This is a genomic window from Aeromicrobium sp. HA, from assembly GCF_027171405.1.
GTDB lineage: Bacteria > Actinomycetota > Actinomycetes > Propionibacteriales > Nocardioidaceae > Aeromicrobium > Aeromicrobium tamlense.
In genome coordinates this window covers 1810213-1836762 of record NZ_CP114372.1, presented here as the reverse complement: position 1 = coordinate 1836762, position 26550 = coordinate 1810213, and the positions used below count along the sequence as shown (strand labels likewise).

The window sequence follows — 26550 nt, the reverse complement described above, 5'->3', positions numbered from 1 at the left end:
CACGTTCGGCAAAGCGGCGTAACGTGGGGCCATGTGGTTCCAGGGCTCGCTCCTCGACGGTGACGCAGGCGTCCGTGTCGGCCCGCTCGACCGCGTGCAGCGTCACGAGCTGTCGCACGGGGCGTGGGTCGACACGCTGCCCGGCTGGGTGAGCGGCTCGGACGAGCTGTTCGAGACCCTGCGCACCGAGGTGCCGTGGCGCGAGGAGCGCCGCGAGATGTACGAGCGCGTCGTCGACGTGCCGCGGCTGCTGTGCTTCTACGGCCCTCGTCGTCCGCTGCCGCACCCCGCCCTGGAGGAGGCGCGCGACGCGCTGTCGGCGCACTACGCGGACGAGCTCGGCGAGCCGTTCGTCACCGCGGGCCTGTGCTACTACCGCGACGGCAACGACTCGGTGGCCTGGCACGGCGACCGCATCGGCCGCAGCCGCACCGAGGACACGATGGTCGCGATCCTGTCGCTGGGCGCCGAGCGGCGGCTGAGCCTGAGGCCGGCCGGTGGTGGCCCGCAGACCGGCTTCAGCCTCGGGCACGGCGACCTCTCGGTCATGGGCGGCAGCTGCCAGCGCACGTGGGAGCACGCGATCCTCAAGACCGCGCGCCCGGTCGGTCCCAGGATCAGCGTGCAGTTCCGCGTCGCCGGCGTTCTCTGACCAGCTCCAGGGCATCGGTCGACCACAGCGCCCAGATCACGAGCACGGGCTGGAAGAACAGCCGGATCAGCCGAGCGCGGTCGCTGTTCAGCGTGAACGCGTCGACGCCGTTGACGTACTGCGAGACGTTCCCGGGAAACACCGCGACGAAGAAGGCCGCGGCGACGAGGCCGATCACACGGCGGTGACGCGGGATCGCCATGAGGGCCGCGCCGAGGGCGATCTCGACGATGCCCGACACCACCACGACGAGGTCCTCGTCGAGCGGGATGCTGTTCGGCACCTGCGCGTCGAACTCGTCGCGGGCGAACGTCAGGTGACCGACGCCCGCGAACGCGAGCACGGCGCCGAGCAGGAGGCGGGCGATCGTCTTCATGGCCACGACGCTAGGTCAGTCGCCGGCGATCCGCTCGTAGAGCACGTGGTCGTGCCAGGTCCCGGCGAGCCGCAGGTAGTCGCGCGCGACGCCGAACCGCGTGAAGCCGTTCTTCTCCAGCACGCGCTGGCTGGAGACGTTGTCGACGCGGGTGCCGGCCTCGATCCGGTGCAGTCCGAGGCGCACGAAGGCGAGCTGGACGATCTCGTCCACGGCCGTGCTGGCCAGCCCGCGGCCCTGGTGCGCCTCGTCGACGTAGTAGCCGAGGACGCCCTTCATCGACGGGCCGCGGACGATCTCGTTGAGGTTGATCCGGCCGACCACGGAGTCGTCGGGGCCGAGGATCACTCGCGGGAAGGAGACGCCCTCCTCGTAGCGGCGCAGCGCGTCCTGGATGATCGCGCGCTGGCCCTTGGTGGTGAAGTAGACCTCCGGCCGCCTCGGCTCGAGGCCGGCCCAGGCCTCGCGGTTGTGGCGCAGGACCCCCGCCAGGGCGTCCGCGTCGGTCGTGGCGACGAGACGGGTGACGGCCATGGCGTCAGTCTGGCAGGCGCGGCACCCGGGGGAGAGGACCTTGACCGGCATCACATATCGTGTTTCGATAACATCGAGAAACGATATGGAACGGAGTTCCCATGAAGGCACCTCTCGGCACCGCCACCCGCTCGGACCAGTGGCTCGTCATCGTCCTGTCCGCCATCGTGAGCGTGGCCACGGTCGTGACCGCCGCGCGGCGGGTCGTGGAGATCCTCCCGAACCAGGACGTTCCCGTGGAGGTGCAGTTCGACCCGACCACCCAGCCGATCACGATCGAGGGCGTCGGGACGGTCTCGGCCGAGATCGACCGCGCCACCGTGACGGTCCCGGACCTGCCGATCGTGAGCTGGCTGGCGGCCCTCGCCGGCGTCATCGTGCCCGCGCTGGCGATCGTGGCGATCATGGTCTGCGTCGCCTGGCTGTGCCGTCACCTGATGACCGGGGAGTTCTTCAGCCGGACCAACACGCGGCTGCTGACGTCGATCTCGATGCTGATCCTCGTCGGCTGGGTGGCCGACCTCGTGGGGAGGACGTTCGCCGGCAACTCCGCGCTGGCCCGTCTCGCCGAGGACGGCGAGGGATTCGCGCTGTCGACGACCTTGCCCCTGCAGTACCTGTTCGTCGCGATCGTCGTGGGCTGCATCGCCGCCGCGTTCCACGCGGGGGAGCGGATGCAGCGCGACGCCGAGGGGCTGGTCTGATGCCGCCGGAGGACGACGAGCACCGGGTGCACTGCCGGCTCGACGAGCTGCTCGCCGCGCGGGGGATGACGCTCACGCGGCTGGCCGAGATCGTCGGCGTCACCGTGGTGAACCTGTCGGTGCTGAAGAACGACCGCGCTCGGGCGATCCGCTTCACGACGCTCACGGCGATCTGCGACGCGCTCGACTGCGAGGTGGGCGACCTGCTCGTGGTGTCGGAATGATTCGCGGCGCGAGGCGTTGACGCAGACATGAAGAACATCGGCTTCCTGTCCTTCGGGCACTGGTCCGACTCGCCGCAGTCGGCCACGCGGAGCGCGTCGGACACGCTGCTGCAGTCCATCGACCTCGCGGTCGCGGCCGAGGAGCTGGGAGCCGACGGCGCCTACTTCCGCGTGCACCACTTCGCCCGCCAGCTGGCCTCGCCGTTCCCGCTGCTGGCCGCCGTCGGCGCGCGCACGTCACGCATCGAGATCGGCACCGGTGTGATCGACATGCGGTACGAGAACCCCCTCTCCTTCGCCGAGAACGCCGCGGCGGCCGACCTCATCTCCGGTGGCAGGCTGCAGCTGGGGATCAGCCGCGGATCACCGGAGCAGGTCATCTCCGGCTACCGCTACTTCGGGTTCGAGCCGCCCGAGGGCATGAGCGACGCCGACATGGCCCGTGGCCACACGCAGGTGCTGCTGGAGGTGCTCAAGGGCGAGGGCTTCGCCGAGCCGAACCCGAGGCCGATGTTCCCGAACCCGCCGGGCAAGCTGCGCATCGAGCCCCACTCCGAGGGTCTGCGCGACCGCATCTGGTGGGGTGCCGGCTCGCGCGCCACCGCCGAGTGGACCGCGGAGCAGGGGATGAACCTCATGAGCTCGACGCTGCTGACCGAGGACACCGGTGTGCCGTTCCATCAGCTGCAGGCCGAGCAGATCCAGCGCTTCCGCGATGCGTGGAAGGAGGCCGGCCACGAGCGCGAGCCGCGCGTGTCGGTGAGCCGCAGCATCTTCCCGATCGTCTCCGACCTCGACCGCGCCTACTTCGGCCACGAGTCGCGCAGCACCGACCAGGTGGGCTTCCTCGAGGGTGGCTCGGCGCGGTTCGGTCGCACCTACGCCGCCGAGCCCGACGTGCTGGCCCAGGAGCTCGCCGAGGACGAGGCGATCGCGGCGGCGGACACCCTGCTGCTCACGGTGCCGAACCAGCTGGGCGTCGACTACAACGCCCACGTCCTCGAGAGCCTGCTGACCCACGTCGCGCCCGCGCTGGGCTGGCGCTGATCGCGGGCGCGGTCGATGCTGGGCTCATGAGCACGCTCGACGTCCCGACGATCATCGCCGCGGGCCTGGACGACTGGCGCCCCCTCGTCCACAGCCTGCACACCCGGTACCGCACGGGGGACTTCGCCACGGGCCTGGAGTTCGTCGTCGACATCGGTGCGGCGGCAGAGGCCGCGAATCACCACCCCGACGTGAAGCTGACCTACACGCACGTGGACATCCAGCTGCTCAGCCACGACTCGGGCGGCATCACCGAGCGCGACCTCGAGCTCGCTCGCACCATCAGCGACCTCGCGGCCGAGCGGTCGCTCGAGGCCGACCCGAGCCGCCTGACCACGGTGGAGATCGCCCTGAACGCCGTGGACAAGGACGCCATCGGCCCCTTCTGGGCCGCGGTGCTGACCGGCGACCCGGGGGCCTACGCGAACGACGAGGTCACCGACCCCACGGGGCAGGTGCCGCTGCTGTGGTTCCAGCCGACCGAGTCGCGCACCGAGGTTCCGCCGATGTGCTTCCACCTCGACGTCTGGATCCCGGTGGGCCAGCTGCCCGCCCGGATCGAGGCCGGGGTCGCCGCCGGCGGCCGGATCTTCGACGACTCGGAGTCGCCGTCGTTCGTGGTGCTGGAGGACGCCGAGGGCAACAAGGCCTGCCTCTGCACCGTCATGGATCGCGACTGACCGACTTCAGGAGGGGGAGAGCTCGGCGGCGCGCTGCTCGAGCCAGGCCCGCTCCAGCTCGTTCCCCGCGAGCTCGGCGGCCGCGAGGAACTCGCCCCGCGCCTCGGCCGTGCGCCCGAGCCGCCTGAGCACGTCGGCGCGCGTGCTGGCCACGAGGTGGCTGCGGCCGAGTCCGCCGTCCGCGGCGATGCGGTCGATCTCCTCCAGTGCCGGCTCGAGTCCGTCCTCGGTCATCGACAGGGCCGCGGCGCGGTTGAGCCGCACGACCGGACCCGGGATGAGCGCGGACAGCGCGTCGTAGAGGACGAGGATCCGCTCCCAGTCCGTGCGATCGAACGACGGGGCGGTGGCGTGACAGGCGGCGATGGAGGCCTGGAGGGCGTACGGGCCGCGACCGCGACCGAGGGCGTCCACCTGCTCCAGCGCCGTGAGTCCTCGCGCGATCTGGCCGCGGTCCCACAGTCGCCGGTCCTGGTCGGCCAGGGTGACCGGCTCGCCGCGACGGTCGGTGCGTGCCGCGAACCGCGAGGACTGCAGCTCCATGAGCGCGACCAGCCCGTGCACCTCGGGCTCGCGGGGGAGCAGGCGCGCCAGGACGCGACCGAGCCGCAGCGCCTCGTGCGCGAGGTCGCGGCGCACCCACCGGTCGCCGCCGCTGGGGGCGTAGCCCTCGGTGAAGAGCAGGTAGGTGACGGTGAGGACGGCGGCGAGCCGCGTCGCCCACTCGGTGTGGTCGGGGACCTCGAACGGCACGTGCGCCTCGGCGAGGGTGCGCTTCGCGCGGACGATCCGCTGCTGGACCGCGGGCACCGAGGTGACCAGCAGTCGGGCGATCTCGGTCGTGGAGAGACCGGCGACCACGCGCAGTGTGAGGGCCACCTGCGCCTCGCGCGCCAGCACGGGGTGACAGGCGGTGAAGACCAGTCGCAGCAGGTCGTCCTCGATCGGCTCCCACGCCAGGTCGTCCTCCTGCTCGAGCCGGTGGGCGATCGTCCGATGCCGCTCGTCGAGGGCCTCGCGCCGGCGCCAGCCGTCGATCGCGCGGCGCTTCGCCACCGTGGTCAGCCACGCCCCCGCGTTGCGGGGGACGCCCGACTCGGGCCACACCCGCAGCGCCTCGGCGACCGCGTCCTGGGCGAGGTCCTCGGCCTCGGACAGGTCGCCCGTCATGCGGGCGAGCGTCGCCACGACCCGCGGACCCTCGATGCGCCAGACGGCATCGAGGGTCGCGGTCAGGTCGTCCATCAGACGGTGCCGAGCTGCTCGCGCCAGCCGGCCTCCTTCTGCACGTACTCGTTGTTGGCGTAGTCCTCGAAGTCGGACTCGTCGGTGATCCGGCGCACCTCGAGCTTCGAGCCCGGGCCCAGCGGGCAGCGCTTGGCCCACTCGACCGCCTCCTCGCGCGAGGCCACCTGCAGCACCCAGAAGCCGTTGAACAGCTCGTGGGTCTCGCCGTAGGGCCCGTCGGTGACGATCGGCTCCTCGGCCGAGAAGTCGACGACGAAGCCCTCCGACGGATCGGTCAGGCCGTCGCCGCCCGCCATCACGCCGGCGTCCATGAGCGCCTCGTTGTAGGCGCCCATCCGGTTGATGATCTCCTCGAAGTCGACCTCCTTCGAGGCGGCCAGCGCCTCGTCGGTGGTGCGCATGATGAGCATGTACTTCTTCATGATCAGGTCCTCTCGGGTGGGCGCCTCGTGCGCCCTCACCATGACGTCGAACGGGACGGGAGCGGATCGACAGCCCCCGCGAAGTTTTTCTCACCGAGCCGAAGTGTCAGTGGTTCCGACCACGCTAGTGCCGGCGCTATCGTTCGAGAACCATCTGGGGAGGAACTTCCGCGTGAGCCATCCGGCCGACAGCCATGACCTGATCCGCGTGCACGGAGCCCGTGTCAACAACCTCAAGGACGTCAGCGTCGAGCTGCCCAAGCGGCGGCTCACGGTGTTCACCGGCGTCTCGGGGTCGGGCAAGAGCTCGCTCGTGTTCGGCACGATCGCCGCCGAGTCGCAGCGGCTCATCAACGAGACGTACAGCTCCTTCGTGCAGGGCTTCATGCCCACGATGGCGCGGCCCGAGGTCGACGTCCTGGACGGCCTCACCACCGCGATCCTCGTCGACCAGGAGCGGATGGGCGCCGACCCGCGCTCGACCGTCGGCACCGCCACGGACGCCAACGCCATGCTGCGCATCCTGTTCAGCCGGCTGGGCGAGCCGCACGTCGGCTCGCCCCAGGCCTTCTCCTTCAACGTGGCGTCGATCAGCGGCGCCGGCGCGGTCTCGTTCGAGACGGGCGGGCGCACGGTCAAGGAGCGCCGCGAGTTCTCGGTCACCGGCGGCATGTGCCCGCGGTGCGAGGGCAGGGGAGCGGTGTCCGACTTCGACCTCACCGCCCTCTACGACGAGACGAAGTCCCTCGAGGACGGCGCCCTCACGATCCCGGGCTACTCGATGGACGGCTGGTACGGCCGGATCTTCCGCAACGGCGACTTCTTCCCGGCCGACAAGCCGATCAAGGACTTCACGAAGAAGCAGCTCGACGCACTGCTCTACAAGGAGCCCACCAAGATCAAGGTCGACGGGATCAACATCACCTACGAGGGGATCGTCCCGAAGATCCAGAAGTCGATGCTGTCCAAGGACCGCGAGGCGATGCAGCCGCACATCCGCGCCTTCGTCGACCGGGCCATCACGTTCCAGACCTGTCCCGAGTGCGACGGCACGCGGCTCAACGAGGGCGCACGGTCCTCGAAGATCAAGGGCATCTCCATCGCCGACGCCTGCGCCATGCAGATCACCGACCTCGCCGCGTGGGTGCGCGACCTCGACGAGCCGTCCGTGGCCCCGCTGCTGGCCGTGCTCGCGCAGACGCTCGAGTCCTTCGTGGACATCGGCCTGGGCTACCTGTCGCTCGACCGGCCGGCGGGCACGCTCTCGGGCGGCGAGGCGCAGCGCACGAAGATGATCCGCCACCTCGGCTCCTCGCTCACCGACGTCACGTACGTCTTCGACGAGCCCACGGTCGGCCTGCACCCGCACGACATCGACCGGATGAACGGTCTGCTGCTGCAGCTGCGCGACAAGGGCAACACCGTGCTCGTCGTCGAGCACAAGCCCGAGGCCATCGCGATCGCCGACCACGTCGTCGACCTCGGTCCCCGCGCCGGAAGCGGCGGCGGGCAGATCATGTTCGAGGGCACGGTCGAGGGCCTGCGCGCCAGCGACACGATCACCGGCCGCCACCTCGACGACCGCGCCTCCATCAAGGACGCCGTGCGCACGCCCACAGGTCGGCTCGAGGTCCGGGGAGCCGACGCGCACAACCTGCAGGACGTCGACGTCGACATCCCCCTCGGGGTCCTCGTCGTCGTCACCGGCGTCGCCGGCTCGGGCAAGAGCTCGCTGATCCACGGGTCCGTCGCGAGGAACGACGACGTCGTCGCGATCGACCAAGGTGCGATCCGCGGCTCGCGGCGCAGCAACCCGGCCACCTACACCGGTCTGCTCGACCCCATCCGCAAGGCCTTCGCGAAGGAGAACGGGGTCAAGCCCGCGCTGTTCTCGGCCAACTCCGAGGGCGCCTGCCCCAACTGCAACGGCGTCGGCGTCGTCTTCACCGATCTCGGCATCCTCGCCACGATGGAGTCGCCCTGCGAGGTCTGCGAGGGACGCCGCTTCGCCGACGCGGTGCTCGAGTACGAGCTCGGCGAGCGCGACATCAGCGAGGTGCTCGCGATGCCCGTGGCCGAGGCGCACGCGTTCTTCGGCAAGGAGGGTGTCAACGTCGCGGCCGCCGCGAAGATCCTGGCGCGGCTGGAGGACGTCGGCCTGGGCTACCTGACGCTCGGCCAGCCGCTGTCCACCCTGTCCGGAGGCGAGCGCCAGCGCATCAAGCTGGCCACGCACATGGGGGAGAAGGGCGGCACCTACGTCCTCGACGAGCCCACCTCCGGCCTGCACCTGGCCGACGTCGAGCAGCTGCTCGGCCTGCTCGACCGTCTGGTCGACTCGGGGAAGTCGGTCATCGTGATCGAGCACCACCAGGCCGTCATGGCACACGCCGACTGGATCATCGACCTCGGGCCCGGCGCGGGTCACGACGGCGGCCGGATCGTCTTCGAGGGCACCCCGGCCGACCTCGTGGCCGCGAAGTCGACGCTCACAGGGGAGCACCTCGCCGCCTACGTCGGCTCCTGAGCGGCGGCGCAGGGGAGTGGTGGGCCCTCCGGGGCGGATGTGACGTGACCTACACTCAGCGCATGATGACCGCCGTGGCCACCCGGTCCGGCGTCCGTCGTGCCACCGGCTTCGTCGTCGTCCTGGTGGCCCTGACGATCTTCATGATCGGCGCGAGTGCCCCGTCGCCGTTCTATCCCGTGCTGCAGGAGCGGATCGGGTTCTCGTCCGCCGCGATGACGCTGATCTTCGCCGTCTACGCGTTGTCGATGCTGGCCACGCTGTTGGTCGCGGGATCGCTCTCGGACCATCTCGGTCGCCGGCCGGTCATCGCGCTCGGTCTGCTCGTGCTCGCGGGCAGCATGGTCTCGTTCTGGCACGCCGAGAGCGTGACGGTGCTGATCGTCGCCCGGGTCGTGCAGGGGTTCGGCGCCGGGCTGCTGATGCCGTCGATGTCCGCGGCGATCGTGGACCTCGAGCCTCCGAGCCGTCCGGGCAGCGGCGCGATCGCGAACTCCGTCACGCCCTTCGCCGGACTGGCGGCGGGCGGGCTCGTCTCCGGACTGGCGCTCGACCACGCCGGGGCCGAGCCGCTGACGGCCGTGTTCGGCTCGCTGGCGGTGCTGCTCGTCGTCATGGCGGTGGTCGTGTGGGCGGCGCCGGAGACCTCCACGCGCCGTCCGGGCGCGCTGGCGTCGCTGCGGCCCCGGATCGGCGTCCCGCCGCAGGCGCGTGCCGCCTTCTACCGCGCCGTGCCCGCGGTGATCGCCGGCTGGGCCACGAGCGGCTTCTATTTGTCGCTCGGCGCGCCGCTGATCGCGCAGGAGCTCGGGGGAGAGAGCCACGTGGCTCAGGGTCTCGTGGTGACCACGCTCAACGGCGCCGGCGCGGTGATGTGCTTCGTCGCGCGTCGCTGGAGCAGCCGCCGGATCACCCTCTACGGCACCACCACCCTCGCCGTCGGCACCGCGCTGACGCTGGTCGCGCTCGCCGCGGACAGCCTCCCGTGGTTCCTGGCGGCCACCGTGTTCGCGGGCACGGGATTCGGCGCGGCCTTCATGGGCATCATGCGCTCGATCACCCCGCTCGCGCCGCCCGAGCGCCGGGGCGAGCTCTTCGCCGCCGTGTTCGTCGCGAGCTACGTCGCGTTCGGCATCCCGGCCGTCATCGCCGGCTTCGCCGTCGGCTGGATCGGACTGTCGCAGACCGCGCTGGTCTACGGGGCGGTCGTGGTGGTGCTCGCCGGACTGGCCGCCGTGCTCCGCCTGCGCTCCGAGGACTGACGCGGCCTCACTCGGCGATGACGAGCTCGTCGGTGGTGCGCGTCATCGCCACGTAGCGATCGACCGCCGCCGCCACGTCGTCACCCCAGCCCGCCGGATCGACCAGCACCACGAGGTCGAACTCGAGACCCTTCGTGAGCACGGGTGGGAGGGAGCGGACGCGATCCGTCGCGGAGCGGCCCGGGTCGCCGATGACGCAGACCGTCCCTTCCTCGTGCTCGGACAGCCAGCGGTCGACGACCGCGTCGACCTCCGTGACCGGGACGCGCCGCACGGGGCGCCCGCTGGCGCGGACGGAGTCCGGGACGTTCGCTCCCGGGATCGCCGCGCGGATCAGCGGCCGCGCCTCGGCCATCACCTCACGTGGCGTCCGGTAGTTGACCGAGAGCGCGGCCTCGCGCACCGTCCCGACGCCCACGCGGGCGAGCCGCTCGGACCACGACTCCGGGAAGCCGCGGCGAGCCTGGGCGCGGTCGCCGACGACCGTGAGACTGCGCGAGGGGCATCGCCGGACGAGCATGGCCCACTGGGCATCGGTGAGCTCCTGCGCCTCGTCGACCACGACGTGGGCGAACGGTCCGGCCAGGACGTCGACCTCGCGACTCGGGACCACGTCCTCGTCGACGAGCGCGTCGCGCAGGCCCTCCTGGCGCAGGGAGGTCCACAGTCCCTCACCGTCGTCGTGCTCCATGGCCGCGAGCAGGTCGTCGACGACGCGGTCCATCCCGGCTCGTTGCTCGGTGACGGTGGTGATGCGCTCGCGTGCCCGGCGCTCGTGCGACGGGTCACCGAGTCGATGCCGCGCCGCGTCCAGCAGGGGCAGGTCGGCGTCCGTCCAGCCCGCCGACTCCTCACGGCGCAGCAGTCCGACCTCGTCGGGCGTGAGCGAGGGTGCGCACCGACGGAGGTACGCCGGAACGGCCCACAGGTCCGCGACGACGTCGGTGGGCTCGAGGATCACCCACGACCGCTCGAGTGCGTCGACCACGTGCTCGGTCTGCTGCAGCACGGCTCTGACGTCGTCCGGATCGACGTCGTCGGCCAGACGGTCGCGGGCGATCTCGGCCAGCGCCTCCCACACCAGCGACCGTGCCTCGTTGTGCGGCACGTGGGGGCCGGGCGCCGCGAACGCCTCGGCCCAGTCGCGTGCCGTGAGCACCACGTCGCCCCACGGGGTCTCGACCTCGCTGTCGATCGTCGGCGGCTCCTCGTACACCGCGACCGCCGCGTCGACCGCGTGCACCAGGGTCAGGCTCGCCTTGAGCGCGGCCACCCTGGGGTCGGTCTCCCGACGTGCCTCGCCGGCCTCGGGCACGAGGTCGTCCGGCGTGCACGTGAGGACGCCGTCCTCGCCCAGGCTCGGCAGGACGTCGGCCACGTAGGCCAGGTACGGGTGGTGCGGGCCGACGAAGAGGATGCTGCCGTGACCGGGCGCGAGCCTCGGGTCGGTGTGAAGGAGGTAGGCGGCACGGTGCAGCGCCACCACGGTCTTCCCGGTGCCGGGTCCGCCGTCGACGACGAGCGCTCCGCGACTGTCCGCCCGGATGATCGCGTCCTGGTCGGCTGCGATCGTGCCGAGGACGTCGCGCATCGCGGTGGTCCTGCGGCCCGCCAGTCCCGCCAGGAAGGCGGAGTCGTCGTCCAGGGCGAGGCCGTCCGTCGGTGCGGTGGGGGAGAGGACCTCGTCCCAGAAGTCGACGACCCGACCGTCCGCCCAGCGGTAGCGCCGTCGACTGCTCACGCCGAGGGATTGCGCGACCGTCCCGGCGAAGAACGGTGCGGCCGCGGGGGAGCGCCAGTCCACGAGCAGCCGGCCACCGCGTCCGTCGGACAGCCCCAGCCGGCCGATGTACGTGATCGTCCCGTCCTCGCCGACGATCCGTCCCAGGCACAGGTCGAGGCCGTACCGCCGCAGGAGCCGCAGGCGTGACTCCAGCCGGTGGACGTCCTGGTCGCGGTCCAGGGCGCGCTGGCCGGATCCCGCCGGACGCCGCCGTGCTTCGGCGAGGTCCGCGGCGGCGTCGCGCCGGGCCTCGTCCAGGCGGGCCGCGACCAGACGGAGATGGCGCTCGTCCTGCTGGACCAGAGCGGGGTGGGACGTGTCGGCGAGGTGCGGGCGGAGAGCGAACATGGCTGCCATGGCGGACGATTCTGGACCCGCCCGGGGGGCTTGTGGCAAGCCCCCCTCCGCGATATACGTTGAAGAGGGAAGGGCGATCGCCCTTCCCTTCGTCATGCCCCTCCAGACAGGACGCCTCGCTCGTGGCCGTGATCCTCATGTGCGGACCGTCGGGGTCCGGGAAGTCCACCGTCGCGAGGCGGCTGGAGGAGTCGGGCTGGACGCGGCTGTGCTTCGACGTCGAGACGTGGCGGCACGACGTCACCTCGCTCCCGGCACCGCGCGAGCTGCTGGCGCAGATCGAGTCGGAGCTGCTCGGTCGCCTCGCGTCCACGGTCAACGCGGGGGAGGACGTGGTGCTCGACTACTCCTTCGCCACGCGCGGGCTGCGGGATCGGTACCGTGCCGTGGTCGCGGACCTCGGCGTGACGGCCGAGACCGTGTACCTCCCGGTCGATCGTGACGTCGCGCTCGAGCGTGTGCGGGGGCGACACGACGAGGGACCCGACGACTACTGGCTCGACGACGCCACGGTGCTCGCGCACGTGGACGGGTTCGAGCCGCCCACCTTCGCCGAGCACCCGCTGCGGGTGATCGACGGCGACGTCACCGTCCGCCACGCAGGTGCCGGCGACGTCGGCGCGCTGATGGAGTTCTGGGAGGGCTCGGCCGAGAACGCCGCCCGCCCGCAGGACTCGGCGGCCTTGGTCGAGGCCCTCGTCGGGCGCGACCCCGCCGCGATCCTGGTCGCGGTGCTGCAGGGGCGGATCGTGGGATCGGTGATCGCCGGCTGGGACGGCTGGCGAGCGCACCTCTACCGGCTGGCCGTGGCTCCCGAGGCGCGGGGGCGAGGGCTCGCCCGGCGACTGCTCGGGCACGCCGAGGACCGGCTCCGGTCCCTCGGCGCCACGCGGTTCGACGCGATGGTCCTCGACGACAACGAGGCCGGAGCGGCGCTGTGGCGGTCCGCCGGGTACGCGCCGCAAGGGGAGTGGAGCCGGTGGGTCAAGCCCGCCTGATCAGCGACCCGAGAGCACGCAGAACTCGTTCCCGTCCGGGTCGCGCATGACGACCCAGCTGACCTGACCCTGACCGATGTCCGTGCGGGTCGCGCCGAGCGCCTCGAGCCGGGCGACCTCCTCGGCCTGGTCGCCACGCGGCCGCAGGTCGAAGTGCCAGCGGTTCTTGGCGGGCTTCTCGATCAGGGGAGGACCGCCCCAGGTCACCTTCGTGCCCCCGTGCGGCGACTGGATCGCGGTCTCCTCGTCCTGGTCCCACACGAGCGGCCAGTCGAGCGCCTGCTGCCAGAACAGGCCGACCTCACGCGTGCCGTCGCACGAGAGCGCGCCGATCGTGCCGCAGCCCGCCAGGAACCTGTTGCCGGGCTCGATGACGCAGAACTCGTTGCCCTCCGGGTCCTGCAGGACGACGTGCTCGGCGTCGGCCCCCTGACCGACGTCGAGGTGACTCGCGCCGAGCTCGAGCGCCCGTGCCACGGTGGCCTCCTGCGCGTCGGCGGACTCGCTGGTGAGGTCGAAGTGCATCCGGTTGGGGAGCGTCTTGGGATGCCGTGTCGGCTCGATGTCGATCGCGAAGCCGGCGCCGTCGACTGCCGCGAGCGTGATGACGCCGTCGTCGTCCGTGCCGGTGATCTCACGGTCCAGCAGCGCGCTCCAGAACCGGGCGAGGCGCTCAGGATCGTTCGCGTCGATGACCAGGGCTTCCCATTGGCTGCTCATCCACCCACGCTAGTACGCATGAGTGCCCACAGCGTCGTCGTCGGACTGCCGATCGCGGACCGCCGCACGTCACGTGACTTCTACCGCGACGTCCTGGGGCTCGAGGCCCCGGGCGAGCCCGCCGAGGACGGGGTGCCCGAGCCGCTGCAGCTCCGCCTGTCGGACGGCCTCAGCGTGATGCTGGTGCCGACGGGCGGCTTCGGCTGGGCGATCGGCGGGCGAGCGCTGACGCCGGCGGGACACCACGAGTGCGTCCTCACGCTGGCCGCGTCGTCGACGGCCGAGGTGGACGCGCTGCTGGAGCGTGCCCGTGCCGCCGGCGCGGAGATCGTCGTCGAGGCGGGACAGCAGCCGTGGGGCTACACGGGCACGTTCGCCGATCCCGACGGCCACCTGTGGTCCGCGACGACCGCGTGAGGCATCATCGGCCGGTGGGCTGCACCGAGCAACCGTGGACGTCGGTCGAGGGTGCCTCCCACGACCTGAGTCTGGTCCGGGTGCCGCGCGACGTGCTGCGGGCGCTGGGATGCGGTGACCTCGAGTCGGCCGAGCGGCTGTCCGGCATCAAACTCACGACGTACATCGGAGGTCCGGACTGCCGCTGGCTGTGGGCGCTGCGTGCCGACCAGATCGCGCGGACGCCCGCCGATCACGTCTGGGTCACGCGGCTGGTGGTCGACCAGCGCACCGGCGCCGTCGTCGGCCTGGCGGGCTTCCACGGCGCGCCGGACGAGCGCGGCATGGTCGAGCTCGGGTACCGGATCGATCCGGACCGTCGACGCCTCGGCCACGCACGGGCGGCGCTGGAGATCATGCTGGACGTCGCCCGAGGCGATCCACGCGTCGCCGTCGTGCGCGCCACCGTCAGCCCGGACAACCGGCCGTCGCGTGCGCTGCTCGACCAGTACGGCTTCGTCGAGGTCGGCGAGCAGTGGGACGAGGAGGACGGCCTCGAGACGATCCTGGAGATCCCGGCCTGACGCCCCTCTCGGCCCGCCTCCGCCATTGTCCGATAATGCACATTATGTCAATTACGTACGACGGGCGCGCCGAGAGGGGCTCCCCTGAGCCCCGATGCCTCACCGTGCTCGCGTGTACTCCTCGATGACGAGCCCGGAGCCGAATCGCCGCGTGTTCACGAGCTCGAACGGCAGGATCGACGCCTCGGTCGAGCCGAACAGCCCGATGCCGGCGCCCAGGACGATCGGATACCGCTTGAGGATCAGGCGGTCGATCTCCGGCAGCAGCGATCCGGCCAGCTCGCCACCGCCGCACAGGTAGATGCCCAGGCCGTCCTCCTGCTTGAGCTCGCGCACGGTCGCCACGGCGTCGGCCGTGTAGGTGACGCCGTCCGGAGCCGGGTCGCCCGATCGGGTCGCCACGAACTCGCGCAGGTGGGCGTACGGCCGCTCGACGCCCTCGTCGAGAGCGATGCGGTAGCTCCTGCTCCCCTGGATCACCGTGTCGAACCGCGTCCGTGGCGGCTCGATGCCGAGCCCGTCCAGGAACTGCGTCGGCACGGCGTCCGCGAAGTCGCTGGTCAGGACCGCGGCATGGTCGCCCGTGACGGGAAAGGCGCCGAACGCACCGTCGGGCTCCGCGATGAGACCGTCGATCGAGACGGCGACGTAGTAGACGAGCTCGCGCATGACCTTCTCCATTCACTACAGATGTTGTGATCGGGAACGTATCACGACAGATGTCGTGATTGCGATACCCTGCTGCCATGGTCCGCAATCCCGAGCGCCGCGTCCGGCTCGCCGACGCCGCCGTGCGCGTCCTCGCTCGGCAGGGCTCCCGAGGCCTCACCCACCGGGCGATCGACGACGAGGCCGGCGTCCCGAAGGGCACGGCCTCGAACTACTTCTCCTCGCGTGAGGAGATCATCGACGCGATCCTCGCGCGCATCGGCGAGCGGCTCACCCCGGACCCCGCCGTGCATGCCGAGCTCGCGCGGCGCTCCCCCGGTGTCGACCTCTTCACCGACTACCTGCGCGACATCGTGCATCGGCTGACGTCCGACCCGGACTCCACGATCGCCCTGTTCGAGCTGCGCCTGGAGGCCACGCGCCGGCCGCACGTCGCCGCGGCGCTCGCCGAGTGGCGACGGGGAGGACTGGCCGCCGACGTCGAGTTCAACGCGTCGATGGGACTGCCCGGCGACGCCGCGGACATCGCCCTGTTCCACTACGCGATCGACGGCCTGGTGCTCGACCGGCTGACCGTCCCGCTCGACGAGCAGGCTGACGTCGACGCCCTCGTCGCGACGCTCGTTCGGCGGATCCTCGGCGACTAGTGGGAGCCTGCCTTCCCTCCCCCGTCCTCGCCGGGCCGGGTGGTCACGAACGCCCTAGGCTCGGCCTCATGGCGACACGTTCGGCGAAGTCCGCGGCACGCGCGGTCGACGACCATCCGGCTCTCGACCAGGTGGCCCGCATCGGCCTGGTCGCGTTCGGCGTGGTCCACCTGGTGATGGGCTGGCTGGCCATCCGGCTCGCGTTCGGCGACAGCGGCGGCGAGGCGGACAGCGGTGGCGCGGTCCGCGAGCTCGCGCAGCAGCCGTTCGGCGGTCCCATCGTGTGGGCCGTCGGCATCGGCATGGTGATGCTCGCGGTCTGGCAGGCCATCGAGGCCGCCGTCGGCCACCGCCGCGACGACGGCGCGAAGCGCCTCCGGAAGCGGCTGATCAGCCTGGGCAAGGTCATCCTCTACGGCGCGATCGCCGCGACGGCGTTCAAAGTGGTCACCGGCTCGAGCTCCTCCGGTCAGGACGGGACGACGTCGTTCAGCGCTGAGCTCATGGACCTGCCCGGTGGCCAGGTGCTGGTCGGCCTGGTGGCCCTCGGCATCGCCGCCGTGGGCGTCTACCTGGTCTACAAGGGCCTCACCGAGCGCTTCCTCAAGGACATCGAGGTCGGGGGCGCCAGCGGACGCGTGGGCTCGGCCTACGTGTGGCTCGGCAAGGTCGGCTACGTCGCCAAGGGTGCCGCGGTCCTCGGCGTCGCCGCGCTCTTCGGCTATGCGGCGGTCACCCACGAGCCCGACAAGTCCGGCGGCATCGACGAGGCGCTGCGCACCGTGCTGGACCAGCCCTTCGGTCCCGTCCTCACGGGGTTGGTGGGCGCCGGCTTCGTGGCCTTCGGGCTGTTCTGCTTCGCCTGGGCCCGCCACATCAACCGTTGATCCGGGCCGAACCGGCCGAACGTCGAACACCCGTTCTACAGTGGTCCCATGGGTCACAACCGGAGGTACGGCGACCACCTGTCGGCGCTGGATCCCCCGGCCGTGACTCCCCCGCCGCGCATCCGGCCGCAGCACGTGTGGGTCAACCTCTCCACCGTGCAGCACGCCCCGGCGGTCTACCCGGGCGTGCTGGTCGAGTGGCGGCCGGTCGTGAAGGGCTGGGAGGCGCTGTGCACCTGGGCCTCGCCCGACGGCGTCGTGCACACCGGATGGCTGCCCGCGGCGCGCCTCAAGCCGGCCTCCGGGTGACGGATCCTGATGTGAGGATCCGTCCCCGGGGAGCGGTCAGCGGCGGACGAGGCGACCCGGGCCGCCCTCGCTGAGCGAGCCCTCGACATCGGCGCCGCGCCAGACGAGCAGGTGGCCGACACCGCGCTCGCGGACGCTGCCGTCGATCTCGGCGGCGCGGTAGACGCGGACGTGGCCGCGGTGCAGCTCGGTGACCGTGCCGTCCACGTCACCACTGACGGTGAGGTTGCCGTGGTCGCGCTCGACGATGTTGCCGTCCACCGAGCCGGAGCGCGTGACGGTGACCGAGCCGCGACCCAGCTGGCGGACGTTGCCGTCCACGTCGCCGCGGATCACGATGTTGCCGTGGCGGACGGTGACGTTGCCGTCGACATCGCCGTTGATGACGAGGTTCCCCTTGCGGATCGTGATGTTGCCGTCGATCTCGCGCCCCTTCTTCACCGTGTAGTCACCCGTGCGGTTGATGGTGCGGTCGCGGTCGTCATCGTCGTCCGCATGCGCCGCCGCGGGCAGGCCTGCCAGCAGGACGCCGCCGACCAGGGCGAGGGCGAGAGGCTTGGTCTTCATCGTGCGCTCCTTCGTTCGGTTCGTGGTGTCCCCCATCGTGGCGAGCCGAGGTGAGCCCGAGGTGAACGCAACGTGAGACGGCTCTCATGTTCGGACCCATCCGCTCGGCCGTCGGCGACGAACCCCTCCCATGAATCGCCACGAAGCCGCCCGCGGCGCCCTCGCCGGACTCGTCTCGGCCCTCGCCGGACTCGCCGCCGGGCACTTGGTGGGCGCGATCGTCGCACCGGCCGCCTCGCCCGTCCTGGCCGTCGGCAGCGCCGTGATCGACCGGACCCCCACGGCGCTCAAGCAGGCCGCCATCGAGCGGCTGGGGACGGCTGACAAGCCGGTCCTGCTGGGGACGGTGCTCGTCGCGACGCTGCTCCTGGCCGCGGTCGGGGGCGTCCTGGCGCGGCGCTCCCTCCCCGTGGGCGCCGCGGTCGTGGTGCTGCTCGTCGCGGCGGCCGGCTGGGCGGCGCTCGCCCGGCCCGCCGCGCGGCCGATCGACGTGCTCCCCGCCCTGGCGACGGGCGTCGCGGCACTCGCGGCCCTGCGCTGGCTGACCCCTCAGGACGAGGAGCCCGTGGACGGACCCGGACGGCGACGACTGCTCGTGCGCTCGGGCGTGATCGTCGGCGCCGCGCTCGTCGCAGGGACCGCCGGCCAGTGGCTCGTGGCCCGGGCCCGCGACGTCACGAACATCGCGCTCCCCCGTGCCCTGCGCCCGCTCCCGCCGCTGCCGCGCGGCCTGGAGGCGACCTACCGCGGGATCACGCCGTTCCAGACCGATCGCGACGACTTCTACCGCGTGGACATCAACCTGACGACCCCCGTCGTGGACCACGAGAGCTGGACGCTGCGGATCGACGGGATGGTCGACCGGCCCTACGAGCTGACCTTCGACGAGCTGCTCGCCCTCCCGCTGATCGAGTGCGACATCACGCTGACCTGCGTCTCGAACGAGGTCGGCGGGCCGTACGTGGGTGCCGGCCGCTGGCTGGGCGTCCGGGTCTCGGACCTGCTCGAGCGCGCGGGCGTGCGCTCGGGCGCCGACCAGATCCTGAGCACCGCCGTCGACGGCTTCACCATCAGCACGCCCCTGGCCGCCGCGCAGGACGGCCGCGACATGATCGTCGCCGTCGCGCTGAACGGTGAGCCGCTCCCCCGTGACCACGGCTTCCCCGCCCGCCTCGTGACGCCCGGCCTGTACGGCTACGTCGGCGCCACCAAGTGGCTGACGAGGCTCACCCTCACCACCTACGAGGAGCGCGAGGCGTACTGGACCAAGCGCGACTGGGCCATCGACGGCCCGATCAAGATCTCCTCGCGCATCGACACGCCCGCTGCGCTGAAGGAGGTCCAGGCCGGCCGGATCGTCGTGGGGGGCGTCGCCTGGGCGCAGGGCCGCGGTGTCGCGGCGGTCGAGGTGAGCGTCGACGACGGCGACTGGCAGCGGGCCGAGTTCGGTCCCGACGGCGGCGTCGACTACTGGCGCCAGTGGTACCTGCTGTGGGACGCCGAGCCGGGCCGTCACACACTCACGGTGCGGGCCCAGGCCTCCGACGGCGAGTACCAGACCGAGGAGCGCGCGACGCCTTTTCCCGACGGTTCCAGCGGTCTGCAGCAGATTGTGGTGCGCGTCACATGATTCGACCCATCCGCACGGCCGACCGCGCCGAATCACTGTCAACTTCGTCACCGACCCGAGAGGCACGATCATGAACCGCTTGCTCCCCCGCCGTACCGCCGCCGCAGCCGCCGCCGTCGTCATGTGCTTCGGACTGGCCGCCTGTGGCAGCGACAGTGGCGACGACGACTCGATGAGCAGCAACAGCGAGTCCAGCCCCTCCGCCTCGGCCTCCGAGGACATGATGGACGAGGCCAGCGGCCCGTTCGGTCCCGGCTGCGCCGGCGTGCCGACCGAGGGCGAGGGCTCCGTCGAGGGCATGGCCGACGACCCGGTCGCCACGGCCGCCTCGAACAACCCGCTGCTGACCACGCTGGTCAAGGCCGTCACGGCCGCCGACCTCGTGGACACCCTCAACAGCGCCGAGGCCCTCACCGTCTTCGCGCCCACCGACGACGCCTTCGCCAAGATCCCGGCCGACGACCTGAACGCCCTGCTGGCCGACAAGGATCAGCTGACGAAGGTGCTGACGCACCACGTCGTCGAGGGCAAGATGACGCCGGACCAGCTCGCCGGCGAGCACGAGACGCTCGCAGGTGACACGATCACCGTGGAAGGGTCGGGCGAGGAGTTCACGGTCGGCGACGCCGCCGTCGTCTGCGGCAACGTCGACACCGCGAACGCCAAGGTCTACGTCATCGACTCCGTGCTGATGCCCTGACCCCGTGAACGATTGAGGCCACTGTCGTGAACCACCTGCATGCCGTGCCCTCGGGCGGCGAGGACTCGCCGCCCGAGGCCCTCGGCGACACGCTGAGGCGCTGCGGACGCGGCGACGAGGCCGCGTTCGCCACGCTCTACGACCAGACGTCGGCGCGCATCCACGGCCTCGTCCGGCGGATCGTCCGCGATCGGGCGCAGAGCGAGGAGGTCACCCAAGAGGTCTTCCTCGAGGTGTGGCGGCAGGCGGCGCGGTTCGATCCCGCCAAGGGATCGGCCCTGAGCTGGCTCATGACGATCGCCCACCGCCGTGCGGTCGACCGGGTGCGCAGCGCCGAGGCCGCGACGGCACGCGACACCCAGCACGTCCTGCGGGACGTCACGGTGGAGCATGATTCGACGAGTGAGACGGTCGAGGCCCGGTTGGACGCCCAGCGCGTCCGCCGGGCCCTGGCCGGCCTCACCGAGACGCAGAGGGAGGCCATCGACCTGGCCTACTTCCGCGGTTGTACGCACACCGAGGTCGCCTCGATGCTGGACGTGCCGGTCGGCACGGCCAAGTCCCGCATCCGCGACGGCCTCATCCGACTCCGGGACACGATGGGAGCAGACCGATGAGTGACGTGCATGCCCTCTCCGGCGCCTACGCTCTCGACGCCGTCACGGATGCCGAGCGCGAGAGCTTCGAGCGACACCTGGCCGGCTGCGAGGCCTGCCAGGAAGAGGTCGCCAGCCTGCGCGAGACGGCGGCGATCATGTCCGACCTGAGCGCCGAGGAGCCGCCTCCGGCGCTGCGTGCGTCGGTGCTGGCCTCGATCAGCGAGGTCCGCCAGCTGCCGCCCCAGCCCGTCGCTGCCCCCCGACGCCGCCGCTTCGACCCGCGCACCCTGCTGGTCGCCGCCGCGTCCGCCGTGGTGCTCGCCGGCGGGATCGGCCTCGCGGCCACCCAGCCGTGGAAGGACGACACGGCCTCGCAGACGCTGACGGCCGCCGATCGGGTCCTGCAGGACCCGCAGGCCGAGCGCGTGACGCAGACCTTCGACGACGGCGCTCGCGCCACCGTGGTGCGGTCGTCCGCCGAGCGCAAGGCGGTCATCGTCACGCACGACATGCCCGACGCCCCCGAGGGCCACTCCTACGTGATCTGGCTGCAGCAGGGCGACGAGATGGTCAACGCGGGCACGATGCCGCAGGGCCCGGACAACACCCTCCTGCTCGAGGGCGACGCCAGCACGGCATCGGCCGCGGGCGTGACGGTGGAGACCGAGCCGAACGCGCAGGCGCCCACCACCGATCCGATCGCGCTGTTCGCGTTCTGAGCCGGCATCGGCCATGCTCGGCTCGTGTACGAGTTCGAGGCCACGGTGTGGCGCTGGCGCGAGGACGGGACCTGGCACTTCCTCACGCTGCCCGAGGACGTCACCGACGACATCGACGACCGCACCCCGCAGAAGGCGGGGTTCGGCTCGGTGAGGGTCGAGGTCACGATCGGCTCCAGCACGTGGAGCACCTCGGTGTTCCCGAGCAAGGAGCTCGGCTCGTTCATCCTGCCGGTGAAGAAGGCCGTCCGCGTGGCCGAGGGCTGCGAGGAGGGCGATCGAGTCCGGGTGCGCCTCGCCGTCCAGCCGTAGGCTGGAACCGTGAACGACATCATCACCGACAAGCGCGGGCGGCCGTTCCAGACCGTCTTCGGCTGGATCATCGCGATCGCCACGGCCGGCTACATGCTGCCGTGGGCGATCGCCGCGACGCGCGGGAAGTCCAACACCGGCGCGATCTTCTGGCTCAACCTGCTGCTCGGCTGGACCGTCGTCGGCTGGATCATCGCGCTGGTGATGGCGTGCACGTCGCACCAGGTGCTGGGGATCAGGAACCCCCGCTGAGCCGATGAGCGACGACGCCCGCCGCCGCGCCGCCCGGTACCGACTGGAACCGGACGCCGCTTCCACGGGCGACGAGGCCGAGGAGGCGACTCCCCGCGCCCGCCGGCCCGAGGACCAGGCGCTGTGGGTCGACCATCAGGTCCGCGCCGCGATCGCCCGTGGCGAGTTCGACGACCTCCCGCTCGCCGGCAAGCCGCTGCCGCACATCGACACCGCTGCCGACCCCGACTGGTGGCTGCGCCAGTTCATCGAGCGCGAGAACATCACGGGGGTCCTGCCCGAGGCGCTCCAGCTCCGCAAGGACGACGCGGTGCTGCCCGACGTGCTCGACGGCCTCAGGTCCGAGCGCGTCGTGCGCGAGGCCGTGGCGGAGTTCAACCGCCGGATCGTCGCGGCCCGCCGCCAGCTCCAGGGCGGTCCCCCGGTGGTCACGCCGCTGCGCGACATCGAGGTCGAGGTCGCCGCGTGGCACGAGCGTCGGGCCGCCCGCGCCCGACGGCTGGCCGAGGCCGGACCGGCGGACGCCGCGCCTCCGGGTGCTATTCGAAGGGCGTGGGATCGCCTGCGCCGACGCGGGTGACCTCGGCGTAGCCCTCGGAGAGGTCGACCACGGTGGTGGGCTCGGCGATGATCTCCTCGCCGGAGTCCACGATCGCGTCCACGCGGTCGCCGAGCTCCTCGCCGATCTGCCACGCCTGCGTCATCGGCTCGGTCTCGCCGGGCAGGATCAGCGTGGACGACAGGATCGGCTCGCCGAGCTCCTCGACGAGGGCCCGCACGATCCGGTGCGTGGAGATGCGCACGCCCACGGTCTTCTTCTTGGCCTGCAGGAGGCGCTTGGGGACCTCGGGCGTGCCGGGGAGGATGAAGGTGTAGGGGCCGGGTGTCGCGGCCTTCACGGCGCGGAAGACGGCGTTGTCCACGTGGACGAACTGCCCCAGCTGGGCGAAGTCGCGGCACACCAGCGTGAAGTGGTGCTTGTCGTCGAGGCCGCGGATGTCGCGGATGCGGGCGATGGCGTCGGCGTTGCCGACCTGGGCTCCGAGCGCGTAGCCCGAATCGGTGGGATAAGCAATCAACCCGCCTCCCCGCAACAGCGCGACCGTCTGATCGACGGTGCGCTGCTGCGGGTCGACGGGATGAATGTCGAAGTAGCGAACCATGTTCGCCACCCTAGGCGCAGTCTCTTACGTGAAGAGGCTGACGCCGCCCGGCCCGACCAGCAGGGCGATGACGATGAGCACGGCGCCCATCACGAAGTCGCGCTGGACGAGGCGGATGATGCCGAAGATTCCGATGATCACTGCAGCAATCCACAAGATGGTGTCCCACATGGGGTGACTCCCTTCGTTCGGTTCGACTCCACCCTGCCGCTACTTCGCGATGTTCGCATTCTGGACGGCGTGGAAGTTTCCGCGCGCCCGAACGTAATGTCAAGGGGGTGAGCACTTTGAGCTTGGCACAACGGCGAGAACGCCAGCTGGCCCACGACCGCGAGCGTCGCGTTCATCTCGCGGCGCGGCCGGTCCGAGAGCCCCGTTCGCGCGAGGAGCTGAAGGCCCTGGCGGCCTCGGCGGCCAACCGGTTCTCCGACGGACAGACCGACGAGCTGCTCGCGTGGGTGGCCCAGGAGTTCGGTCACCTGACCGCCGTCGCGTGCTCGATGGCCGACGCCGTCCTGCCCCACGTCGTGGCGCGCCACCTCCCCTGGGTGGACACGCTCTTCCTCGAGACCGGCTACCACTTCGCCGAGACCGTGGGCACGCGTGACGCGGTCGAGTCGTCGATGCAGCTGACGATCGTCGACGTGAAGCCGCGCCAGAGCGTGGCCGAGCAGGACGCGCAGTACGGCGAGCGCCTCTACGAGCGCGATCCCGCGCTGTGCTGCCAGCTGCGCAAGGTCGAGCCGCTCACCGAGACGCTCGGCGGCTACGAGGCCTGGATCACCGGCGTGCGGCGCGACGACAGCCCGCTGCGTGCCGACACGCCGTTCGTCACGTGGGACGAGAAGAACGGGCTGGTGAAGATCAACCCGCTAGCGGACTGGACCTTCGACCAGCTCATCGACTACGCGAACGAGCACGACGTGATCCTCAACCCGCTGCTGAACGACGGCTACCCGTCGATCGGCTGCGCGCCGTGCACGCGCCGCGTCGCCCCGGGCGAGGATCCCCGGGCCGGCCGCTGGGCCGGGCTCGACAAGTCGGAGTGCGGCCTGCACACGTGAGCACCTTCCCCCTCGGACTGCGCCTCGAAGGTCGCCGCGTGGTCGTCGTCGGCGGTGGTCACGTCGCCACGCGCCGGGCCTTCGCCCTGCTCGAGGCGGGCGCCGACGTGCACGTCGTCTCCCCCGCCGTCTCGGACTCCCTCGCCTCGGCCATCGGCCGCGGCTCGATCACGTGGCACGAGCGCCCCTACCGCACGGGTGACCTCGACGGGGCGTGGCTCGTGCAGACGGCCACCGACGTCCCGCCGGTCGACGATCTCGTCGCGCACGACGCGGAGGCCGGACAGATCTTCTGCCTGAAGGGCGGCGACCCCGAGCGCGCCACGGCGTGGACCCCGGCGGTCGCGCGCGTGGACGACGTCACGATCGCCGTCAGCGGTGGCGGCGACGCCGGCCGGGCCTCCGCCCTGCGCGACGCCGTGGCCACCGCGCTGCAGACGGGCGACCTGCCGCTGCGCCACCGCACCCATGCGCGCGGGCTCGTCGCCCTCGTCGGCGGCGGTCCGGGCGACCCAGGCCTCCTCACGGCGCGCGGACGCCGGCTGCTGGCCGAGGCCGACGTCGTCGTGTTCGACCGGCTGGCGCCCCAGTCGGTGCTTGCCGAGCTCGCGCCCGACGTCGAGGTCATCGACGTCGGCAAGCAGCCCGATCACCACCCGATCCCCCAGGAGCAGATCAACGCGCTGCTCGTCGAGCGGGCGCAGCAGGGCAAGGTGGTGGTCCGCCTCAAGGGCGGCGACCCCTACGTGTTCGGTCGCGGTGGCGAGGAACTGCTGGCCTGCCGCGAGGCGGGCGTCGAGGTCGAGGTCGTCCCGGGCGTCACGTCGGCCATCGCCGTCGCGGCCAACGCGGGCATCCCCGTCACCCACCGTGGCGTCGCGCGTGGCTTCTCGGTCATCACGGGCCACGAGGAGCTGGGCGAGCTCCCGCGCCGTGGCGACCACACGCTCGTGATGCTCATGGGCGTCAAGCGCCTGCGCAGCACCGCCGAGGAGCTCATCGCAGCCGGTCACGACCCGCACACGCCCGCGGCCGTGATCGAGCGCGGCTTCGCGCCCGACCAGCGCACGACGATCGCCACGCTCGGCACGATCGCCGACGCCGCCGCGCACGCGAAGGCGCCGGCCATCACGGTGATCGGCGACGTGGTCAGCCTCGCTGCCGCAACCACCGGTTCAGCCGCCGCTCCCCCGACCTCATGACGAGGTCGTGCGCCAGCTCGAACAGCGGGCGCAGAAGACGCTCCGAGCGGCGCATCCACGGTGCCGTGGCGTCCACGTGCCAGTCGATCGTCAGGTCGGTCCGGCCCGGGCTCCCCGCCGCGAAGTCCAGCGCGGCCGAGCCCTCCAGGTCGCCGCGCGAGCGGAAGCGCATCGACGTGGTCGGCTGCAGGTCGAGGTCGTACACCGTGAAGCGCAGCCGGTAGCCGAAGGCGCTGCGGGCGACGAGGTCGATCTCCTCGCCGTGGTGCCCCGTGACCGTGACGGCGTTCCACCACGGCAGCGGGTCGTCCTGCTCGAGGAACTGCTCGAGCGTGCGCCACAGGCGGTCCGGGGGCTCCGCGACGTCCCACACCGATCGGAACTCGTACGCTCTGTCGCTCATCGCGCCACCGCCCGAGGTGAAGCAGAGTAGGTCGGTGGCGCGACTCGTCGTGTTGAATGGCTCGCTCGCTGGCGCTCGCTCATGGACCCGTGTCGCTACCGCGATCCCGGCCGGAGCCGGGTTTGAATGGGATCAGCCCCGGGCGGTATGAGCGCACGGGGCTCTCACGTGCTCCGGGTCCGGCGCAGCCACCACAGGCCGACGAACGGCAGCACGAGCGGCACGTAGCCGTAGCCGGCGCCGAAGCCCGACCACACCGTCTCGTCGGGGAACAGCGCGCCGTCGAGGATGCTCAGCAGTCCGACGCCCAGGACGCCCACGAGCTCGAAGGCGATCGCGGCGCCCGCGACACGGCGGTTGCCGGTGGCCAGCGCCCACGTGGCGATGCCGTAGACGACGCCGGCGAGCGCGGACAGGGCATAGGCGACCGGGGCCTCGTCGGCCTTCGTCACGAGCTGGTAGACCGAGCGCGCCGTGGCCGCGACGGTGAAGACGGCGTAGACCGCCACGAGGGCGCGTCCGAAGCCGTGCTGGGTGTCGGTGTGGTGCTCAGCCATGTCCCTGCCAGATCTGGTGCGTCCGGATCAGCATGACCGACACCGTGAACAGCGCCACGGCCACCACGCCGGTGCCCCACCGGGTCTTGTCGCCGATCCCCCACAGCACGGATGCCGGCGGGATGAGGACGGTGGTGACCAGGTACGACAGGTACAGCCCCTTCTCGAGGTCGCGGTCGGTGCCGGCGACGGCCACGATCCCCCACACGAGGACGACGACGAGGAGCACCTCGACGACCGCGATCGCGTAGAACAGCGGGTTGCTGAAGCGGTACGACCTCGCCGTGTGCCACCCCGCGAACACGGCGGCGGCGAGGGCGGCGGCGGAGGTCAGGTAGACCAGGGCGTCAGGCATG

At 71.6% G+C, this 26550-nt stretch carries 35 protein-coding genes; 22 read left to right on the top strand and 13 right to left on the bottom strand.

Annotated elements, in window-relative coordinates; all coding sequences use genetic code 11:
- Positions 1 to 31 precede the first annotated feature (31 nt).
- Complete coding sequence (locus tag O3S82_RS09020) at positions 32 to 652, top strand: alpha-ketoglutarate-dependent dioxygenase AlkB (protein ID WP_269302270.1); 621 nt, start codon at positions 32 to 34, stop codon at positions 650 to 652.
- On the opposite strand, the gene O3S82_RS09015 is transcribed toward O3S82_RS09020, so the two are convergent.
- Together O3S82_RS09015 and O3S82_RS09010 are read right to left on the bottom strand one after the other, a co-directional pair.
- On the bottom strand, positions 618 to 1028 hold the full coding sequence (locus O3S82_RS09015) for a DoxX family protein (protein WP_179424324.1): 411 nt from the start codon (positions 1026 to 1028) through the stop codon (positions 618 to 620). The two genes, O3S82_RS09020 and O3S82_RS09015, sit on opposite strands and share 35 nt — an antisense overlap.
- A gap of 15 nt (positions 1029 to 1043) precedes the next feature.
- The gene (locus tag O3S82_RS09010; protein ID WP_269302267.1) at positions 1044 to 1562 is read right to left on the bottom strand and encodes a GNAT family N-acetyltransferase; all 519 of its coding nucleotides are present in this window, start codon (positions 1560 to 1562) and stop codon (positions 1044 to 1046) included.
- 101 nt (positions 1563 to 1663) lie between these two features.
- Between O3S82_RS09010 and O3S82_RS09005 the strand changes: the two genes are divergently transcribed.
- From O3S82_RS09005 to O3S82_RS08990, 4 genes are read left to right on the top strand one after another with little or no spacing between them, the layout of a single operon-like run.
- Entirely contained in the window at positions 1664 to 2266 is a 603-nt protein-coding gene (locus tag O3S82_RS09005; RefSeq protein WP_179424326.1) for a DUF2975 domain-containing protein, read from the top strand.
- Positions 2266 to 2490 (top strand): helix-turn-helix domain-containing protein, encoded by a 225-nt coding sequence (locus tag O3S82_RS09000; protein WP_179424327.1) that lies wholly within the window; start codon positions 2266 to 2268, stop codon positions 2488 to 2490. The genes O3S82_RS09005 and O3S82_RS09000 overlap by 1 nt, the downstream gene beginning before the upstream one ends.
- Before the next feature lie 27 nt (positions 2491 to 2517).
- Complete coding sequence (locus O3S82_RS08995) at positions 2518 to 3537, top strand: LLM class flavin-dependent oxidoreductase (RefSeq protein ID WP_269302264.1); 1020 nt, start codon at positions 2518 to 2520, stop codon at positions 3535 to 3537.
- A gap of 26 nt (positions 3538 to 3563) precedes the next feature.
- Entirely contained in the window at positions 3564 to 4217 is a 654-nt protein-coding gene (locus tag O3S82_RS08990; RefSeq protein WP_269302262.1) for a 4a-hydroxytetrahydrobiopterin dehydratase, read from the top strand.
- Between the two features lie 6 nt (positions 4218 to 4223).
- Here the strand turns inward: O3S82_RS08990 and O3S82_RS08985 are convergent, their stop codons facing one another.
- Both O3S82_RS08985 and O3S82_RS08980 read right to left on the bottom strand, forming a co-directional pair.
- Positions 4224 to 5462: an RNA polymerase sigma factor gene (locus O3S82_RS08985; RefSeq protein WP_269302260.1), complete on the bottom strand. Its 1239-nt coding sequence runs from the start codon at positions 5460 to 5462 to the stop codon at positions 4224 to 4226.
- On the bottom strand, positions 5462 to 5887 hold the full coding sequence (locus tag O3S82_RS08980) for a YciI family protein (RefSeq protein WP_269302258.1): 426 nt from the start codon (positions 5885 to 5887) through the stop codon (positions 5462 to 5464). The genes O3S82_RS08985 and O3S82_RS08980 overlap by 1 nt, the downstream gene beginning before the upstream one ends.
- A gap of 172 nt (positions 5888 to 6059) precedes the next feature.
- Here O3S82_RS08980 and O3S82_RS08975 point away from each other — a divergent pair, with 172 nt between their 5' ends.
- A complete protein-coding gene (locus O3S82_RS08975) occupies positions 6060 to 8414 on the top strand; it encodes an excinuclease ABC subunit UvrA (RefSeq protein ID WP_269302257.1) in 2355 nt (784 codons plus the stop codon).
- A 62-nt stretch (positions 8415 to 8476) separates the two neighbouring features.
- Complete coding sequence (locus tag O3S82_RS08970; RefSeq protein ID WP_269302255.1) at positions 8477 to 9676, top strand: MFS transporter; 1200 nt, start codon at positions 8477 to 8479, stop codon at positions 9674 to 9676.
- A 7-nt stretch (positions 9677 to 9683) separates the two neighbouring features.
- Here O3S82_RS08970 and helR read toward each other — a convergent pair whose 3' ends face one another.
- Positions 9684 to 11816, bottom strand: coding sequence for an RNA polymerase recycling motor ATPase HelR (gene helR / locus O3S82_RS08965; protein ID WP_269302253.1), 2133 nt, complete (start codon positions 11814 to 11816; stop codon positions 9684 to 9686).
- A gap of 122 nt (positions 11817 to 11938) precedes the next feature.
- Between helR and O3S82_RS08960 the strand changes: the two genes are divergently transcribed.
- Positions 11939 to 12814 carry a GNAT family N-acetyltransferase gene (locus tag O3S82_RS08960; RefSeq protein ID WP_269302251.1) on the top strand — a complete coding sequence of 292 codons (876 nt, stop codon included), beginning with the start codon at positions 11939 to 11941 and terminating at the stop codon, positions 12812 to 12814.
- Here O3S82_RS08960 and O3S82_RS08955 read toward each other — a convergent pair whose 3' ends face one another.
- The gene (locus O3S82_RS08955) at positions 12815 to 13534 is read right to left on the bottom strand and encodes a VOC family protein (RefSeq protein WP_179424334.1); all 720 of its coding nucleotides are present in this window, start codon (positions 13532 to 13534) and stop codon (positions 12815 to 12817) included. It abuts the gene before it with no gap.
- 18 nt (positions 13535 to 13552) lie between these two features.
- Between O3S82_RS08955 and O3S82_RS08950 the strand changes: the two genes are divergently transcribed.
- Positions 13553 to 13951: a VOC family protein gene (locus tag O3S82_RS08950; protein WP_179424335.1), complete on the top strand. Its 399-nt coding sequence runs from the start codon at positions 13553 to 13555 to the stop codon at positions 13949 to 13951.
- Between the two features lie 14 nt (positions 13952 to 13965).
- Positions 13966 to 14514: a GNAT family N-acetyltransferase gene (locus O3S82_RS08945; RefSeq protein WP_269302248.1), complete on the top strand. Its 549-nt coding sequence runs from the start codon at positions 13966 to 13968 to the stop codon at positions 14512 to 14514.
- A 99-nt stretch (positions 14515 to 14613) separates the two neighbouring features.
- On the opposite strand, the gene O3S82_RS08940 is transcribed toward O3S82_RS08945, so the two are convergent.
- A complete protein-coding gene (locus tag O3S82_RS08940) occupies positions 14614 to 15183 on the bottom strand; it encodes a dihydrofolate reductase family protein (RefSeq protein WP_269302246.1) in 570 nt (189 codons plus the stop codon).
- A gap of 77 nt (positions 15184 to 15260) precedes the next feature.
- Between O3S82_RS08940 and O3S82_RS08935 the strand changes: the two genes are divergently transcribed.
- From O3S82_RS08935 to O3S82_RS08925, 3 genes are all read left to right on the top strand, one after another.
- On the top strand, positions 15261 to 15830 hold the full coding sequence (locus O3S82_RS08935; protein ID WP_179424337.1) for a TetR/AcrR family transcriptional regulator: 570 nt from the start codon (positions 15261 to 15263) through the stop codon (positions 15828 to 15830).
- Positions 15831 to 15898: 68 nt separating this feature from the next.
- Positions 15899 to 16717: a DUF1206 domain-containing protein gene (locus O3S82_RS08930; protein WP_269302244.1), complete on the top strand. Its 819-nt coding sequence runs from the start codon at positions 15899 to 15901 to the stop codon at positions 16715 to 16717.
- 48 nt (positions 16718 to 16765) lie between these two features.
- Entirely contained in the window at positions 16766 to 17026 is a 261-nt protein-coding gene (locus tag O3S82_RS08925; RefSeq protein ID WP_269302242.1) for a hypothetical protein, read from the top strand.
- Between the two features lie 36 nt (positions 17027 to 17062).
- Here the strand turns inward: O3S82_RS08925 and O3S82_RS08920 are convergent, their stop codons facing one another.
- Positions 17063 to 17593 (bottom strand): polymer-forming cytoskeletal protein, encoded by a 531-nt coding sequence (locus O3S82_RS08920; protein ID WP_179424340.1) that lies wholly within the window; start codon positions 17591 to 17593, stop codon positions 17063 to 17065.
- Positions 17594 to 17723: 130 nt separating this feature from the next.
- On the opposite strand from O3S82_RS08920, the gene O3S82_RS08915 reads away from it, so the two are divergent.
- The 7 genes from O3S82_RS08915 (at position 17724) to O3S82_RS08885 (ending at position 22385) form a co-directional block, all read left to right on the top strand.
- Positions 17724 to 19223 (top strand): molybdopterin-dependent oxidoreductase, encoded by a 1500-nt coding sequence (locus O3S82_RS08915; protein WP_179424341.1) that lies wholly within the window; start codon positions 17724 to 17726, stop codon positions 19221 to 19223.
- A gap of 70 nt (positions 19224 to 19293) precedes the next feature.
- Positions 19294 to 19923: a fasciclin domain-containing protein gene (locus tag O3S82_RS08910; RefSeq protein ID WP_179424342.1), complete on the top strand. Its 630-nt coding sequence runs from the start codon at positions 19294 to 19296 to the stop codon at positions 19921 to 19923.
- Between the two features lie 26 nt (positions 19924 to 19949).
- Positions 19950 to 20540: an ECF RNA polymerase sigma factor SigK gene (gene sigK, locus O3S82_RS08905; RefSeq protein WP_179424343.1), complete on the top strand. Its 591-nt coding sequence runs from the start codon at positions 19950 to 19952 to the stop codon at positions 20538 to 20540.
- Positions 20537 to 21241, top strand: a complete 705-nt coding sequence (locus O3S82_RS08900) for an anti-sigma factor (RefSeq protein ID WP_269302238.1) — start codon at positions 20537 to 20539, stop codon at positions 21239 to 21241. The genes sigK and O3S82_RS08900 overlap by 4 nt, the downstream gene beginning before the upstream one ends.
- Before the next feature lie 24 nt (positions 21242 to 21265).
- Positions 21266 to 21553, top strand: coding sequence for a DUF1905 domain-containing protein (locus O3S82_RS08895; protein WP_269302236.1), 288 nt, complete (start codon positions 21266 to 21268; stop codon positions 21551 to 21553).
- 9 nt (positions 21554 to 21562) lie between these two features.
- A complete protein-coding gene (locus tag O3S82_RS08890) occupies positions 21563 to 21805 on the top strand; it encodes a superinfection immunity protein (protein ID WP_218845750.1) in 243 nt (80 codons plus the stop codon).
- Between the two features lie 4 nt (positions 21806 to 21809).
- Positions 21810 to 22385: a J-domain-containing protein gene (locus tag O3S82_RS08885; RefSeq protein ID WP_179424345.1), complete on the top strand. Its 576-nt coding sequence runs from the start codon at positions 21810 to 21812 to the stop codon at positions 22383 to 22385.
- Here the strand turns inward: O3S82_RS08885 and O3S82_RS08880 are convergent.
- Positions 22345 to 22968 carry an L-threonylcarbamoyladenylate synthase gene (locus tag O3S82_RS08880; RefSeq protein ID WP_179424346.1) on the bottom strand — a complete coding sequence of 208 codons (624 nt, stop codon included), beginning with the start codon at positions 22966 to 22968 and terminating at the stop codon, positions 22345 to 22347. The two genes, O3S82_RS08885 and O3S82_RS08880, sit on opposite strands and share 41 nt — an antisense overlap.
- A 24-nt stretch (positions 22969 to 22992) precedes the next feature.
- Positions 22993 to 23139 carry a GPGG-motif small membrane protein gene (locus O3S82_RS08875; protein WP_179424347.1) on the bottom strand — a complete coding sequence of 49 codons (147 nt, stop codon included), beginning with the start codon at positions 23137 to 23139 and terminating at the stop codon, positions 22993 to 22995.
- A gap of 122 nt (positions 23140 to 23261) precedes the next feature.
- Here O3S82_RS08875 and O3S82_RS08870 point away from each other — a divergent pair, with 122 nt between their 5' ends.
- Together O3S82_RS08870 and cobA are read left to right on the top strand one after the other, a co-directional pair.
- The gene (locus tag O3S82_RS08870) at positions 23262 to 24032 is read left to right on the top strand and encodes a phosphoadenylyl-sulfate reductase (RefSeq protein WP_269302230.1); all 771 of its coding nucleotides are present in this window, start codon (positions 23262 to 23264) and stop codon (positions 24030 to 24032) included.
- Positions 24029 to 25234: a uroporphyrinogen-III C-methyltransferase gene (cobA, locus tag O3S82_RS08865; RefSeq protein WP_269302228.1), complete on the top strand. Its 1206-nt coding sequence runs from the start codon at positions 24029 to 24031 to the stop codon at positions 25232 to 25234. The genes O3S82_RS08870 and cobA overlap by 4 nt, the downstream gene beginning before the upstream one ends.
- On the opposite strand, the gene O3S82_RS08860 is transcribed toward cobA, so the two are convergent.
- From O3S82_RS08860 to O3S82_RS08850, 3 genes are all read right to left on the bottom strand, one after another.
- The gene (locus tag O3S82_RS08860; protein WP_179424349.1) at positions 25182 to 25637 is read right to left on the bottom strand and encodes an SRPBCC family protein; all 456 of its coding nucleotides are present in this window, start codon (positions 25635 to 25637) and stop codon (positions 25182 to 25184) included. The two genes, cobA and O3S82_RS08860, sit on opposite strands and share 53 nt — an antisense overlap.
- Before the next feature lie 164 nt (positions 25638 to 25801).
- On the bottom strand, positions 25802 to 26194 hold the full coding sequence (locus tag O3S82_RS08855; protein ID WP_269302225.1) for a hypothetical protein: 393 nt from the start codon (positions 26192 to 26194) through the stop codon (positions 25802 to 25804).
- Positions 26187 to 26549, bottom strand: coding sequence for a hypothetical protein (locus O3S82_RS08850; protein WP_269302224.1), 363 nt, complete (start codon positions 26547 to 26549; stop codon positions 26187 to 26189). The genes O3S82_RS08855 and O3S82_RS08850 overlap by 8 nt, the downstream gene beginning before the upstream one ends.
- Between the last annotated feature and the right edge of the window lies 1 nt (position 26550).